Here is a 15,009-nt window from a genome sequence, read left to right on the forward strand (position 1 = left end):
CCCAACGACCCCCCAACGACCCCTCTCCCGCAATACCGATTTTCGACCAGAGCCCCCGGGCGTGTACTATCGAGGACGTCGCAAGCGCGCGTAGCTCAACGGATAGAGCATCTGACTACGGATCAGAAGGTTAGGGGTTCGAATCCCTTCGTGCGCACTCGATAGAACCCCAGTTCACCCTCGGTGAGCTGGGGTTTTTCGTTGCAGCGAGTCGAGGTCGGGCGACTCGTGGAGCAGACGTTCGAACTTCGGGCCCGGAAGGCGGGAAAATTCCCTGAGTCCGGGCACGAACCGGGCACGCCCGTACCGACTCCGTACATGATCTTGGTTTTGGGGCCGATTTCAATGCCGGGTTCTGTCGCACTGTCTTCAGTAGCTCGGCACCCGGGCATCGCAGGCCGGCTGCGCCCTGCAGCCCAGGTAGTCGTTTGTCCGGGCTGGTGTCAGGCTGCTGCGGACCGACGGTGGGGGTCTGCATAACGCGGCTCCGAACCACCTTTGTTTGCGCGGAGGTGGGTCGGTCGGCTCGACGCGCAAGACGCTGGACGAGCTGTTCTCTGAGCAGAGTCTCCGATCAGCCCCGACCCTTCATTGCGCCTAACGGATCTTTGTCTGGAATCTGTCAGCCGGGAAGATTCTCGAACAACTTCCAGTCTCTCCGCCTCAGTTGGCCCTCGACCTGGAACCGCCGACGCCAGACCGGTTTGGACTGCGCGCGAACCGTGTCTGCGACGGCTGACGGCCAGATGGTGTTCAAGTTCCAGACGGCGCCAGCCGCAGCCCCGGCGTCCGGGATAGACATTCCAGACAGATCGAGATCGCGGACATCAAGCACGATTACGCGCAGCCAGCACTCGATGGCCCGCGCGAAGTGAGCGCTCATTGCGATCACGGCGGCTAGCGTGGGCCGGGTGAACAGTGGGGCGATTCCGACTCGCGCCAGGGCCATGGCTGCGCGGACGTCATCGTGGGGGGAGAGTGCGCCGAGTACCTCGAGGTGTCGTTTGTACAGTGCAACAGCCGAATCCACGGTGTCCCGCGGATCGTCGCTCTCGGCAGGGTTCATCGCAAGGCTGTCCCGAGTTGCCTCGTCCAGTTCCGCCCACCGATCGGGTGGCAGGAGAGGATGGTCGATACCAGCGTGTTTGATTGTGTATATCAGGGTTTGGCCGTACAGGTTCGCCACCTGACTCGCCCCGTGGATCTCCTTCTTCGGGGCGAGTAGTCCGCCTCCGTCCGGCGCGAACTTCTCCGCCTCGCCCATCGCCGCTCGTACTGCCGACTCGTGCGCGAAGACGTGGACGATGTTTTCCTCGTGTACTGCGGCTCGAAGGTGTGTACGAGCAGTAAACACCGCAGCTGCCAAGCAGGCCCGCCGTTGCGGGTCGTCGGGGACGAGTCTCACTTGCGCCTCCCACAGCGATCAGCCGACGCCAACCCAACGTGGCCGCCCAATATATCAGGGCTCGAATTCAGGCGGCGCTGTCCGGCCGCGGTTCGTCGCAGCTGGTAGAGGTGGGCGTCGCCGATGAACGGCAGGTGGGGTCGACCAGCACCATGCTGTCGCCGGCGGCGGCGAAAGCGGCGGCGGTGGCTTTGGCGTGGCAAACGATAGCGACAAGGCTGAGCGTCGGAGTGGCGGCTCTTGGAAAGAGGTACAGCAGTGGGGGAGAGCCCTCCCTGAGGGAGCTATGCGAGGCGTAGGATTCAAGCTCGGCACCACAGCAATCGGCCTATTGATTGTCTGGTGGCAGTCAAGGCACTAATGCATCGCGCCTCGCACGCAACCCACGAGATGGTGAAAGCGATCACACTCTGTCCGACCCTGCGCAACTCGCCCCGGGGGCGAACGACACCCCAGGTGGAGTTCTCGGTGGCGAGCCGAATGATCAGTGCCACTACGTAGTCTGGGGTCGACGGCGTCCCAGTAGCTTGCGCCGGCGCCACTCCGCTCAAAGGGGCGACGGCGCCAACGCAGGCGTGGCAAGAAATGACGGTGCTGCACGCAGCCGTTAGGCAGCAGCCGAGACACCATGGCGTGCACCCCGGTCCGTCCACCCGATCCGCAGCGCCGCGACCAGTGACCTACCAGAACCCGTCCGGTTGGTCGAGGCGGTGATCAAACAACGGCGCGACCACCTCCATTCATGCGGAGAGAAGGTCTCCCGTCGGGATCTTCGGCGCGGCCTTCTCGAACAACCTCCGCGCAGGCGGGGGTGGATCGGTTACACCGGTGGCTACGCGAAGCGTCTTACGGTTCTCATCGTGCCAGTGGCGGTGGCTCGATCCCCAGGGCCAGGGCGGGGAAGGCTGCGCGGGCCTGTCCTCGCTGAAAACGCTGGTATCGACACTGGCTTGGGCCTCCGTGCTGCGGGATGGTAACTCGTTGAGCAGCCCTCCGAGGTGTCCCATTCGCTGAATTTGGTCGATCTGGGTGGGAAATCGAGGTATCGCAGTGTCATCGTCGGGTAAGCGTAGTGTGCCATGCCGTGACCTTGGTGGGATCGGCCGTTGTCCGCCGTCTCAGCGACGGCGGCCGGCCCACAGGCGAACCCATTCGATGAAGTTGTCCTCCGGCGAGTATTCCTCCACGTCTGTCAGTAGGGCCTCGATGTCGTCGGGTGCTGTGTCGTCGACGAGCAGGATGGCTTCGAGGCGCGCTTTACCGCTCATGCCGGGGATGTAGTCGGCGTCTGGGTCGCGGACTTCGGCAAGTAGTTCCTGGCGGTTCAGCAGACGTGTCGCCTTCGGTACGACCTCCTCGATGAGGACTTGGGCGAGGACTTGGCCGCACTTGTCGGCGCTGGAATCATCGTTGTATGACCACCGCTGGTTCATGGGTGCGATGTCGTCCGGCCGGTGTGCAACGGCTCGCGGTGCGGCGATCGGGTATCTGACGAGGCCGCCTGACATGTCGGGGTGGCCGATGTCGTCGGCCCGCCGCATCACCCACTGCCAGTAGGGGGCCGGGCAGACAGCCAGGCTTGCTGTGAAGACCACGCTCGCGTCGAGTGGATACGGCCGGATGCCGATAAGGGATGAGTCGCCGCGTGGCGAGGTCAGGCAGAACAGGCCGTCCACGATCTCGAATCCGGATGATTCCAGGACCGGCTGGGCGTGTTTCGCAATGAACTGAGGCAGCGTGTCGATGATCGGTCTCCTCATCTGGGAACCAACTGCGCCGGCGGGCGGGGCTAGGCCGCCAAACCGTATTTGTCCTGAAGGCGGACGACGGTTGTGGCCCCTATGACCACGACTTCGACCGTGGCGCCCTCGGCCGCCGCCCCGACGACCGCGGTCGCCAACAGCGCGGCCCCGACCCCGAGCCCGATGCCGAGCATCACCTTGTCTTTCGTCGACAACGGTCCGAGTGGGAATGTGCCATAGCCGACTTGGTAGCCCGTCCCAGGGTATTCCCCCGCCGCCGGGCCAGGCTGCGCGTTCGGAGTCGCGGTCGGCTGGGGTTGAGGAACCGCTGTGGGGCCACCGGTGGGCGTAGGAGCAGGCGGAGGAGCCTGCGTCTTCACCTTCCGGTACCGGGAATCGCCATATGCGACGACGCCTTCGCCTTCACCCCATACTGCGTTGCCGTCGACAACCGGGTACGGTCCACCGATGTTCCATCCCAGAACGGCCCGACCGAAGGTACGGTCCAGTGGCTGTCGACGTCCGAACACGGCCGGGAACCACTGCCCGGAATGACACGACGCGACATGGTCTAGGGGCGGTCCGGGAACGGACGTCCCGGCAGAGATCAACAGTGGACGATCTCCAAGAAGGACCTAGCATTTTTACGTCATAAAAGACCTGACACCGATAGTCACACGGAGGCATAATTTAACCCTTATATAAAGGTCCTGGTTGGCCGCTACGGATCAGAAGGTTAGGGGTTCGAATCCCTTCGTGCGCACATAGGAAAGGCCCCAGGTTGGTTCACTGACCTGGGGCCTTTCGTTTTCCGTAGAGACGCTGGAGCGTCACCGCACAGTCCACGTGAGGGAAGTTTGTTGTCAGGATCGTCTCTGCGTGGGCGCACTCCTCGCTGATCGGCGGCCGATCCCTGCTGGTTCAAGACTCACGCGCTAAAGCTCGAAGGAGTCTCACAGAGCACTGGTTCCCGGCCGGCCTCGTCGAGGGCCGTCGCGTCGAGGACCGTCGCATCGAAGGCCCCGGCGATGGCCTGGTGCCCAGCGTCGTTGGGGTGCAGGCCATCTCCGTAGTCGAAGGCGGGAGCGATACGGTCGGCATGCTCTGAATCGCGCAGCGCCAGATCGATGTCCAAAACCGCCGCGAAGCACCCCGTGTTCCGGATCCAGGCGTTGACCGCCTGGCGGGTCCGTTCGCCGTCCTCCGAGAAGAAGCCGGGGTAGCGCGTGCCGCGGTTCGGTGTGAGTGTCGCCCCGATAGCGACGATCCCGGCCGCCGTGGCCTGATCAGCCAGAGCGCCGAGTCCCTCGATGATCGTCTCAGCAGTGGGGGCGGTGGTTCCCTCGACGCCTGCCAGTCCGATGTCGTTGACGCCGAGTTCGAGGATGACGTGGGTGATGTCGGGATCGGCGAGGACGTCGGCGGCGAACCGGGACAGGCCGGATGGCCCGTATCCGTCGCACAGGAGCCGGTTGCCGCTGATCCCGCGATTGCGGATTGGGATCCCGAGGCGGCGTGCGAGCACGTCGACGTAGGCGGACGAGGTCTCCGGCGTGCTGCCGTCGCCCCTGGTCAGGGAGTCGCCGAAGGCGGCGATCACGGGGTTCTTGGCGGAGGGGGAAGCGGAGCGCGAGGCCGTCTCTGTCATAAGGCAGTTATACCAACGATTGGCATTGCCAGTAAATAGGTGATCCAGCTATGGGGTACGCTCCCGGTATGACGACCCCCGCTCCCAAGCCCCTCGCCCTGCGACGGCGCCTGCCGTTCGCGCTGGTCACCCTGGCCACGGCCGCGCGCAGGGACACCACGCAGGCCTTGGCCGGCAGCGATCTGGGCATCTTTCAGCACGCGGTGCTGTGCGTCCTGGCGGAGTCCGGGCCGCTGATCCAGAAGGACGCGGCGGCGCGCCTGGGCATCGACAGCGGCGACATGGTCGCCTACGTCGACGACCTGCTCGCGTCAGGGAGCGTCGACAAGCAGCGCGATCCGGCCGACCGGCGTCGGCAGATCCTGGAGATCACCCCGAAGGGCCGGCGCGTTCTGGCCAAGGCGGAACGCGACCTCGACGCTTCGACGGAGGAGACGTTCGGGGCCTTGAGCCCTGAGGAACGTGAGGTGTTGTACGGGCTCCTCGTTCGGGTGCTTGCTCAGCGTGATCCGGAAGGCTGGCCTGATGAGGACCAGCCGCCGGCATCCTGAAGTTCTCCGCGCCGGACAGGAAGGAAGATCCTTCGCGTGTTGGGTCACGATGTTGCGGTTGGGGACGTGGCCCGAAGGTGCGCTTGAGGCTGTGCCGGCTAGTCGCGCGGCAACGTCCGCGGGAAGCCGAAGCGGGCGAGAACGCTTACGCCTGCGAAGCGGGTGAGCGACTGGACCTGGTTGCCTCGCAGGCCGAGGACGATGAGGCCGCTGGCTCGCCAGATGGGGGCGTTGGGGTCGGGGAGGTAGAGCACGAGGGCTGGTTGGCCGTTGGCCCGGGTCGAGAGGAACTTGGTCTCCTGGCCTACGTGGGTTTCCAGGAGGAAGCGGGCGATCGGCTCGGGGCCGCGGTGTTCGGTCGGCTCCGGTGGCATCGTCGCCCTGGCGTCGTCGGTCAGCAGGGCGATCAGTGCCTGCACGTCGAAGCGCTGGAAGGCGTTGACGAAGCGGTCGACGATCGCGGCTTCGCCGGGTGACCTGGGGACGGGGATCTCGTGCGGATTCTGGTCGCGGGGGAGGGCCGCTCGGGTGCGTAGCAGGGCGCTGTTGACGGCTGCCTGGCTGGTGCCGAGCATGCCCGCGGCCTCGGAGGCGGGGAAGCCGAGCACGTCGCGGAGCAGGAGGACGGCGCGTTGTTGGGGTGGGAGGCGTTGCAGGCCCGCGATGAACGACAGGGCGATCGACTCCCGGGCGTCGTAGCGGGCTTCGGGGCCGGGGACCGCGTCGTCGGGGCTGCCGGGGAAGGGCTCCAGCCACCACGGATCGTCGGACCGGCCCGGTCCGGACTGGGCCGCTCCGTGGTCCGGCAGGCCGGCCGGCTGCGGGCGTCGGGATTCGCCGCGCAGGAAGTTGAGGCAGCGGTTGGTCGCGATGCGGTACAGCCAGGCCCGCAGTGACCTGCCGTCGAAGCGGCCGATCGAACGCCATGCTGCCAACAGAGCCTCCTGAAGCACGTCCTCGGCGTCCTGCAAGGACCCGAGGATCCGGTAGCAGTGCACGTGGAGCTCGCGGCGGTGGGGGTCGATGAGTTCGCGGAAGGCCTCGCCGTCGCCGGCCTGGGCCAGGGCGAGTGTCGCCTCGGTCATGGGTGGGTCCTGTCCTGGTCTCGGCGTGTGGTGCGTGGTGCGTGGTGCGTGGTGCGTGGTGCGTGGCGCGTGGACGATGTCGTCCCTGTCCAGTGCAACACCGGTGGCGGCCCGGATTCATCGCCGGTGCGGCGGCGAATCGACGGGGCGGGTGGTGCTTCAACGGGTGTCGACCTCACCAGCGAAGACCCGGAGGCACCCATGAACTCAGCGGATCCCAGGAGCGACCTCGCCGACGGGGCGCTCGACTCGGCACCCGACTCGGCACCCGAACCGGCACCGGAGCCAGTGCACCGATGGCGGGCGTTCTCGTTGCTCGCTGTGGCGTTGTTCATGACGGCGGTCGACATGCTCGTCGTCAACGTCGCACTGCCGACGATCGGCGTGAAGCTCCACTTCGCCCAGTCGGACCTGCAATGGGTCGTGACCGCGTACGCGATCACCTTCGGCGGCTTCCTGCTGCTCGGCGGCCGGACCGCCGACCTGATCGGCCGCCGCCGGACGTTCATGGCAGGGCTGGCGGTGTTCACCGCAGCCTCGCTCGCCTGTGCCCTGGCGCCCAGCGCGACGTTCCTGATCGCCATGCGCGGTGTCCAAGGGCTGGGTGCCGCCGCTGTGCTGCCGTCCGCGCTGTCGATCGTGACGAACCTGTTCCCCGAAGGCCCGGAACGCAACAAGGCGCTCGGAATCTGGGGCGCCGTCGGAGCGAGCGGTGCGACCTTCGGCGTGCTGGCGGGCGGCTTGCTCACGCGCTTCGCGGGCTGGCCGTACATCTTTTATCTGAACGTTGTGATCGGCGGCGTCGCGCTACTGCTGGCCAGGCGGGTGCTACCGGAGAGCCGGCAGTCCGCTGTGCGCCGCAGCTACGACCCACTCGGCGCCGTCACGGTCACCGGCGCGCTCGTTCTGGCGGTCTACGCGATCTCGCAGGCGCCGAACGTCGGGTGGACGGCGGCCCGGACGCAGGCATTGCTCGCGACTGCGGCGGTGTTGCTGATCGCGTTCGTGGTCGTCGAGGCCCGGGCAACCGCGCCGCTGCTGCCGATGCGGTTGTTCCGGTTGAAGACGCTTGCCGGCTCGAACGGGGTGGGCTTCCTGCTCGGAGCGAGCTTCTACGGCTACATCTTCATCGGCACTCTGTACATGCAACAGGTGCTCCAGTACTCCGCGCTGACGACCGGCCTCGCGTGGCTGACCGTCGGTGTGACCGGTGTGGCGTTCGCCGGCCCGGCTCAGATGCTGGTGACCCGCGCGTCGGTCCGGCTGGTGATGGCGGTCGGCATGACGCTGACGGGATCGGGAATCCTGTGGGCGACCCAGGCGCCCGTACACGGCACCTTCTGGGCGAACCTGGCCGGCCCGTTCTTCCTCACCGGAGCCGTGACCTGGGTGTTCATCCCCGTCTCGATCGGCGCCCTGGTCGGCGTGACCGAACGCGACGCAGGTGTCGCCTCCGGCCTCATCGACTCCTCGCAGCAATTGGGCGGCGCGATCGGCATCGCCATAGCCTCAACTGTGGCAGCCGCACGCTCTAACTCTCTGCTCACCCACGGACATCCGGCAGCCGAAGCGCTCACCAGCGGCTTCCACCAGGGTCTGTGGGTCTGCGGACTCATCGGCCTGAGCGCCGTCCCGATCGCGCTGCTGCTCGTTCAGCGCGGAGACGCGGCGCAGACGGCGGCCACTGCCGAGCAGGGCGATCTCGCCTCCATGCCCACGTGAGCAGATAGGGCAGGAGCTTGTGGCGGATCCCGGCCGACCTGGATTACGGCGGCCGGGCACCATCGCTGCGATGACGCAGGTGGAGTGGTTGTCTTCGGTACGCCGACACCCCCGAAGCCCATTAGACCGCCGGATGGATCATGTCCGACACGTCCGCAGCTTCGCCAACATGATCCAAGCCTGGGCGGGGACAGGTTGCCGACCTGGATCGACGCAGTCCGGGCCGACCGCGGCCTCCTACGCCGACATGCCTTGGCCGAGACCGGCACGGACCACCTCGCCGCGCCACGGAGCACGCGGGAGATCGGAGCACTGCGGGCTGGTCGCACGCACCAAAAAACCCCAGCTCCCGGGCTCCAGCCCCGGTACTTTCGCACCGGCGCTGAAGCCCGACCTGGAGCTGGGGCGCGCATCCGCCTCTACGGCTACGGCAGCGTCCAGCGCTGGTTGGCGCCGCCGTTGCACGTCCAGAGCTCCAGCTGCGTCCCGGCCGTGGTGCTGTAGCCCGGGTCGTCGAGGCAGAGTCCGGAGTTGGTGTTGACCAGGGAGCCGTTGGCGCCGGCGGTCCACTTCTGGGCGCCGGTGCCGTTGCAGGTCCAGTACTGGATCAGTGTGCCGTTGGTGGTGCCGGAGCCGTTGGCGTCGAGGCAGCCGCCGAGGACCTGGATGGAGTTGTCGGACTCCACGGTCCAGGACTGGGCCGCGGTGTTGTTGCAGCCCCAGATCTGGATGTGGCTGCCGTTGGTTGTCGACCCGCCGTTGTCGTCCAGGCACAGGCTGGCGGAGACGCCCGAGACGATCGGACCGGTGTTGCCGGGCGGTGTGCCGCCGGTGCCGCCCGCGAAGCCGATCGCGAAGATGTGCAGGTCGCCGCCGCTGGCTGTGGGCAGCGTGACGCTGGCGACGGTCTTGCCGCTGGTCAGGGTGGCGTCCGTGGAGAACACGTACGTGTTCAGCGTCTGGGAGCCGCCGCCGGAGTTGCGGTAGGCCGCGGTCGCGACCGTGCGGTTGGAAGCCGGTGGCTGGTAGGCGCCGGCGTCCAGGGTCCAGTCGCCGAACGCCACCGGGATCTGCTGCGTGCTGCCGTCGGTGTACTTCACCGTCAGGGTTCCGGTCGCTCCGGCGCTGCCGGCGTTGGACGCGCTGCCCAGCAGGCCGATCTTGGTCGCGCCGGTGATGTTGGGCTCCGCGATGGTCTGCCCCGCGGCCTCGACGTTGTCGAGCTGCCCGGGCGCCGCGGACGGCCAGGTGTAGGTCACGCCGTCGGAGGTGACCGTGCTGCCCGCGTTGAGGCCGGCGTTCGCCAGCGCCGTGGCCGAGTAGCTGAAGCCGACGCCGTCGTAGTTCGCCCCGCTCTGGTTCGAGTCGGCGGAGATACCGATGTTGGAGAAGTACGGCGCGAGTTCGCCCGCCTTGGCCACCGCCACGTTCAACGTGGCCGCGGGCAGGCCGGTCCCGCCGGAGGACAGGGCGAAGGTGACCGGGAAGCTGCCCTCGGTCTGCCCGGCGGTGACCGTCACCGACTGGCTGCCGCTGGCGCCGGCCGCGACGCTGAACGAACCGCTGGTCGGGCTGACCGTGACGCCGCTCGGCGCGCTCGCGGTCCAGGTGACCGTGATCGCGGAGGCGGTGAGGTTGGTCGCGACGACGGCACCGGTGCCGGTCGCGCCCGGTGCGACGACCAGGCCGGACGCGGGCGTGGTGGACGTGATCGCGATCTTGGAGCCGGTCTGGTCCGACGGCGGGGCCTGGTTGGGAGCGCTGGCCCAGCCGGTGTTGGCGGTGGTGCCCAGGACCTCGGTGAAGGTTCCGCCGCTGGTGAGAGCGGTGGTCGGCGCGTAGGCGTTGTTCCAGGCCGTGCCGTTCCAGGTGGCGGACTGCACGTACGGCGCGTTGTCGGCGGCGTTGGTGCCGTTGATCGTCAGGGTGTTGCCACTGGGCAGGGCGACCACGGCCTGGGTGAACAGGGAGCTGCCCAGGGCCAGGGCCGGGCTGCCCGGGGTCTCCGGGTACATGCCCAGGGCCGACCAGACGAACCAGGAGCTCATCTCGCCGAGGTCGTCGTTGCCGGCGATCCCGCTCGGCGAGTTGGTCCAGATCTGGTCCTGGACCTGGCGCACGATGTGCTGGGTCTGGTACGGCTCACCGGTGTAGTCGTACTCCCAGGGCAGCTCCAGGCTCGGCTCGTTGCTCAGGTCGGACACGGCGCCGTTGGCCCCGTCGAAGGCGGACAGCACCGGGTTCAGGTACTTGGTGTTGTAGCTCGCCAGACCGCCGTCGGCGCGGGCGAGGCCCGCGATGTTGAAGGGGACCATGCCGGTGTACTGCCAGGACGTGCCCTCGACGAAGTCGTTGCCGTTCGTCGGGTCGAACGCGGGTACCCACGCGCCGTTGGCCTGCCGCGGCTGCATGAAGCCGGAGGACGGGTTGAAGATGTTCTGCCAGTTCTGGGCCCGCGTGGCGAAGGTCGTGTAGTCGGCGGTGTCGCCCAGCTGCTGGGCGAAGGACGCGATCGCGTAGTCGGCGCTGTCGTATTCCAGCTGGGTGGCGGACGGGCCGTAGAAGTTGCAGCAGCCGTAGTTGCCGTCAGAGGGCAGATATCCCGGGCTGCCGGTGAGGTAGTTCAGGCCGGGGCGGTTGTTGTTCGTGTTCGTCCCCTCGGCGACCATGTCCCGCAGGGCGGTGGCGGTGTCGAAGTTCCGGGCCCCGAACGAGTAGTAGTCCGCCAGGATCTCGTCGGCGGGATCGCCGACCATCACGTAGCTCTCGCCGTTGTCCTCGGACCACTTGGGGAACTGCCCGGTCTGGGCGTAGTCGTCGACGATCGACTGCGCGGTGTCCGAGGCGACAGCCGGGGCCACCAGTGCCTCGAGCTGGGCCTGGGAGCGGTAGATGTCCCAGCCGGAGTAGTTCGCGTACGCGGCGCTGTGCCCGGAGTCGACGGTGTGGGTCTTGCCGTCGAAACCGTAGTACTGGCCGTTGGTGTCGCTGATGATGTTCGGGTGCAGCAGCGAGTGGTAGAGGGCGGAGTAGAACACAGTCTGCTGCGACGCGGTCCCGCCGGCTATCTGGATCTTGCCGAGCGCGGAGTTCCAGGAGGCCTGCGCGGCGGCCTGGGTCGTCGCGAAGTTGAACCCTGAGTCCTCGGCCGCGAGATTGCCCGTGGCGTTGGCGACTGACACGTACGACAGGCCGACCTTCGCCAGCACCGTCGCGGTGCTCGTGGTGTTGAACGTGACGTAGTCGCCGCCGGAGAAGGTGCCGGAGGACGCGAACGGCGTGTTGAACTTGAGGTCGAAGTACACCGTGTAGGTGTTGCCGGCCCCGCAGAACTGGCCGTCGGTCACCTGCCCGGTCACCTCGGTGTTGGACACGACGGTGAAGTGCTGGTTGGACGTGCCGTTCTGGCTGCTGTTCATCTTGAACAGCAGGTTCGCCTGAGTCGTGGAGGGGAACGTGAACTGGCCCAGCCCGGTACGCGGCGTGGCGGTCAGCTTCACCCCGACCCCGTTGCCGAGCGTCACGGAATACTGCCCCGCACTGGCCGATTCGTTGCTGTGCGAGAACGAGTCGGTCGCCGAGCCGTTGACCGCGCCGACGGTCGGCAGGATCGGGATGTCCCCGGCCGCGCCGCACCCCGGCCCCGCGATGTGGGTGAGGCTGAACCCGGTGATGGACGAGTCGTTGTACTCGTAGCCGCCGCCGGAGGGAGCGGAGGGAGTGTCCGGGGACCACTGGACCATCCCGAAGGGGACGTCGGCGCCGGGGAAGTCGTCGCCGAGGTTCGTGGTGCCGATGAACGGATTGACCAGCGACGCCGGATTCGACACGAGGGCGGCGGCCTGAGCGGAGGAAGTGAACGCGGGCAGATACGTGCCGGCGCACACCAGCGCGCCGATCACCGCGGCCCGTCGGCCGGTTCCGGCGCGTGGGCTGGAGGACGAGGGTCGTCTCCAGAGGGCTGATCTCATCGTGATTCCATTCCGATAGATGGGGATGGCGAGGTGGGAACGGCCGCTCGCCCGGGTCACGGCAGAACCCGGCTGCACTGTGCTGTGCGAGGATGTGCGTTTTCGGTGCCCTGTGGTGCGGTGGACGGGACGACACAGGGCTGCGCCACTTCTCCCGGCGTGCCGCAGCCCCGCGTCGCGGAGTCGCGGAAACTCCCGGCGGAGCAGCTTCCGCCGCTGACCCCGCAGGGTGCTGGTGGATCTCCATCGACGTGGTAACGTTCACATGAAGTGCTGTGGTGAGTAGAGTACGAACTGAGGGCTCTGTCAAGGATCGGGCTCGTCGGCAGAAGTTCCTGAGCTCGTGGGCGGGCCCCGTAATCGTTGAAAAATGTGCTCTGAACAGTGAGGATTGCGGCGAGGCGGGAAGCGGGAAGCCAATAGCCCCGCGCCGAAGATCGCAGCACCTTGTATCACTGGATGGAAGGTAACGATCCCACTGATTGAGAGCTCGCCGACCGGATCGAGCCCCTCCGCGCCGAGCCACGTATGACGTTCCGCGACGTGGAATGACCGTCGGACGGCGCCACCGGAATGTGGGCGTTCACCCCAGTCCCGGTGGGCTCAGGTCCGGGTCTCGGCCGCTCCGCAGCACAGTGCCGCCTATCGATTCTGTTTGAATCATGGCGGAAACGATCTCGTCGCGGCGTGCCGATGTTCGTCCGATCGTTGCTGACGACCGCTCGCCACCCGTCAGGAGCCCGCCGGCAGTCCCTTGACACAGCCGTCCGGCAGTACTTTCATTCACTTCGCTGACCGGCTGAAGTGCTGTCACACCGCCGGGTGGGCCCACCCGGCACCGCGCACCCTTCGGCAGGTGCGCCTTCTCTCGCCGCATCGCGACGCCCTGCGCCATGCCCGCGAGCCTTGTGTTGTCGCACATGGATTATCAGGATCACACATTCTCGATCAGTCCTGTGCCGCACCGCGCCGCACCGCCGTGTCACCACACCCCCGCCTCGGCGCCGTCGAGGCGTCGAACCTCGGAAACGGAGGAGCTGTGAAGATATCCGTGCGAGGAGTCCTCGGACTCTTGGCAGCGGGCGGGATCGCGTTGGGACTCCCGACCACGGCCGGCGCGACGCCGGTCCCGCAGAGCGTGGCGGCGAACACCGTGGCCGCGAACACCATGGCGTCGAACACCATGGCGTCGAACACCATGGCGTCGAACACCGTGGCGGCGAACACCGTGGCGCAGACGCCCTCGGTCGCCACGAAACACGCCTGCGCCCAGCCCGCGCACCCCGGCGGGCCTGTCTGCCACGCCCTGGTCCGAACCGATATCAGACCCCTGAGAGCCGACGCCCTGAGACCGGACGCGGCTCCGTCCGGCTACGGTCCGTCCAGCCTGCGCAGCGCGTACAACATCGCCTCCGCCGCCGCGTCCAACGGGGGCGGCGCGACGGTCGCGGTGATCGAGCTGGCCGACGATCCCAACCTGGAGTCCGACCTGGGGACGTACCGGTCCCAGTTCGGCATCCCGGCCTGCACCACGGCGAACGGCTGCTTCCGGAAGGTCAACCTCAGCGGCCAGCAGGGCCCGTACCCCGGGCCGGACCCCGGCTGGGGCACCGAGTCGTCCCTGGACATCGACATGGTCTCGGCCATCTGCCCGAACTGCCACATCCTCGTCGTCGAGGCCGACGACCTGGACTCCGCCCAGAACACCGCCGTATCCCTGGGCGCGCACTTCATCTCCAACAGCTGGGGCACCGGCGACAACTCCGGCGACTCCGGCGGCGACAGCGACTACAACCACGCGGGCGTGGTCGACGTGGCGAGCTCCGGCGACGACGGCTACGGAGTGAGCTTCCCCGCGACCTCCCGATACGTCGTCGCGGCGGGCGGCACGACCCTCACCCAGAACTCGGGTATGTCCCGCGGCTGGGCGGAAACCGCGTGGTCCGGCGCGGGCGCGGGCTGCTCCTCATGGGAGACCAAACCGTCGTGGCAACACGACACCGGCTGCTCACGCCGCACCGTCTCCGACATATCCGCCGTCGCCGACCCCGGCACCGGCGTCGCGGTCTACGACACCTACGGCGAAGGCGGCTGGTTCGTCGTCGGCGGTACCAGCGTCTCCTCCCCGATCATCGCATCGATGTACGCCCTCGCCGGCGCACCCACCACTGCCGCCGCCGCAACGATCTACGCCAACGCCAGCAGCCTCAACGACGTCACCTCAGGCTCCGACGGCTCCTGCAACCCGGCCTACCTCTGCACCGCCGGCGCCGGCTACGACGGCCCGACCGGCCTGGGCACACCCAACGGCCTCGGCGCCTTCAACGGCACGACAACTCCTCCCCCGCCACCCACGACCCACGTAGGCCAGATCATCTCAGGTGTCTCGTCCAGCCTGTGCTTGGACGACAACGGAGGAAGCACCACCAACGGCAGCCACATCCAACTGTGGGGCTGCAACGGCACCCCCGCCCAACAATGGACGGTCGCCACCAACGGCACCCTGACCGTGCAGGGCGGCTGCCTCGACATCAACGCCAACGCCACCACCTCCGGCACCAAGGTCCAACTCTGGACCTGCAACGGCGGCGGCAACCAACAATGGACCCCAGGCGCCAACGGCTCCCTGGTCAACCCGCAATCCGGACTCTGCCTCGACGACCCCGGCTCCAGCACGAGCACCGGCATCCAGCTGCAGATCTGGAGCTGTAATGGGACTAATGCACAGCGATGGACGCTGCCCTGAGCGGCGGAGCCTGTGCCTAGTCCCTCCCGCACTCTGACGAAGTGACGGGCCGCACGCGGGTTGGGTGCGGTAGCCGGTCCGGCCCTTGGCCGATAAGGCAGTGCCGTCGCCTGTGATGGGTAACCACCGGCGACGGCAC

9 protein-coding genes and 1 tRNA gene are annotated in these 15,009 nt (G+C 67.4%); 4 read left to right on the forward strand and 6 right to left on the reverse strand.

From position 1 onward, the window contains the following. Positions 1-84 precede the first annotated feature (84 nt). A tRNA-Arg gene (locus ABD481_RS22090) sits at positions 85-157 on the forward strand. A gap of 465 nt (positions 158-622) precedes the next feature. Here ABD481_RS22090 and ABD481_RS22095 read toward each other — a convergent pair. From ABD481_RS22095 to ABD481_RS22110, 4 genes are all read right to left on the reverse strand, one after another. Beyond that, positions 623-1,405, reverse strand: coding sequence for a hypothetical protein (locus ABD481_RS22095; RefSeq protein WP_344667624.1), 783 nt, complete (start codon positions 1,403-1,405; stop codon positions 623-625). Between the two features lie 1,118 nt (positions 1,406-2,523). Then, positions 2,524-3,165, reverse strand: coding sequence for a hypothetical protein (locus tag ABD481_RS22100; RefSeq protein ID WP_344667625.1), 642 nt, complete (start codon positions 3,163-3,165; stop codon positions 2,524-2,526). A gap of 29 nt (positions 3,166-3,194) precedes the next feature. Continuing rightward, a complete protein-coding gene (locus tag ABD481_RS22105) occupies positions 3,195-3,362 on the reverse strand; it encodes a hypothetical protein (protein ID WP_344667626.1) in 168 nt (55 codons plus the stop codon). Between the two features lie 713 nt (positions 3,363-4,075). Next, complete coding sequence (locus ABD481_RS22110; RefSeq protein ID WP_344667627.1) at positions 4,076-4,795, reverse strand: GDSL-type esterase/lipase family protein; 720 nt, start codon at positions 4,793-4,795, stop codon at positions 4,076-4,078. 68 nt (positions 4,796-4,863) lie between these two features. Here ABD481_RS22110 and ABD481_RS22115 point away from each other — a divergent pair, with 68 nt between their 5' ends. Next, positions 4,864-5,346 (forward strand): MarR family winged helix-turn-helix transcriptional regulator, encoded by a 483-nt coding sequence (locus ABD481_RS22115; protein WP_344667628.1) that lies wholly within the window; start codon positions 4,864-4,866, stop codon positions 5,344-5,346. A gap of 98 nt (positions 5,347-5,444) precedes the next feature. Here the strand turns inward: ABD481_RS22115 and ABD481_RS22120 are convergent, their stop codons facing one another. Continuing rightward, on the reverse strand, positions 5,445-6,431 hold the full coding sequence (locus ABD481_RS22120; protein WP_344667629.1) for an RNA polymerase subunit sigma-70: 987 nt from the start codon (positions 6,429-6,431) through the stop codon (positions 5,445-5,447). A gap of 201 nt (positions 6,432-6,632) precedes the next feature. On the opposite strand from ABD481_RS22120, the gene ABD481_RS22125 reads away from it, so the two are divergent. After that, positions 6,633-8,153, forward strand: a complete 1,521-nt coding sequence (locus ABD481_RS22125; protein ID WP_344667630.1) for an MFS transporter — start codon at positions 6,633-6,635, stop codon at positions 8,151-8,153. Positions 8,154-8,578: 425 nt separating this feature from the next. Here ABD481_RS22125 and ABD481_RS22130 read toward each other — a convergent pair whose 3' ends face one another. Further along, positions 8,579-12,124, reverse strand: a complete 3,546-nt coding sequence (locus tag ABD481_RS22130; RefSeq protein ID WP_344667631.1) for a lectin — start codon at positions 12,122-12,124, stop codon at positions 8,579-8,581. Between the two features lie 1,039 nt (positions 12,125-13,163). Between ABD481_RS22130 and ABD481_RS22135 the strand changes: the two genes are divergently transcribed. After that, positions 13,164-14,870 carry a S53 family peptidase gene (locus tag ABD481_RS22135; protein WP_344667632.1) on the forward strand — a complete coding sequence of 569 codons (1,707 nt, stop codon included), beginning with the start codon at positions 13,164-13,166 and terminating at the stop codon, positions 14,868-14,870. Positions 14,871-15,009 lie beyond the last annotated feature (139 nt).

This window comes from Catenulispora yoronensis (assembly GCF_039531695.1).
Lineage (GTDB): Bacteria > Actinomycetota > Actinomycetes > Streptomycetales > Catenulisporaceae > Catenulispora > Catenulispora yoronensis.

Coding starts and splice junctions, on each gene's coding strand:
- ABD481_RS22110 (WP_344667627.1), bottom strand. CDS start 4,795: ATGACAGAGACGGCCTCGCGCTCCGCTTCCCCCTCCGCCAAGAACCCC.
- ABD481_RS22115 (WP_344667628.1), top strand. CDS start 4,864: ATGACGACCCCCGCTCCCAAGCCCCTCGCCCTGCGACGGCGCCTGCCG.
- ABD481_RS22120 (WP_344667629.1), bottom strand. CDS start 6,431: ATGACCGAGGCGACACTCGCCCTGGCCCAGGCCGGCGACGGCGAGGCC.
- ABD481_RS22100 (WP_344667625.1), bottom strand. CDS start 3,165: ATGAGGAGACCGATCATCGACACGCTGCCTCAGTTCATTGCGAAACAC.
- ABD481_RS22130 (WP_344667631.1), bottom strand. CDS start 12,124: ATGAGATCAGCCCTCTGGAGACGACCCTCGTCCTCCAGCCCACGCGCC.
- ABD481_RS22125 (WP_344667630.1), top strand. CDS start 6,633: ATGAACTCAGCGGATCCCAGGAGCGACCTCGCCGACGGGGCGCTCGAC.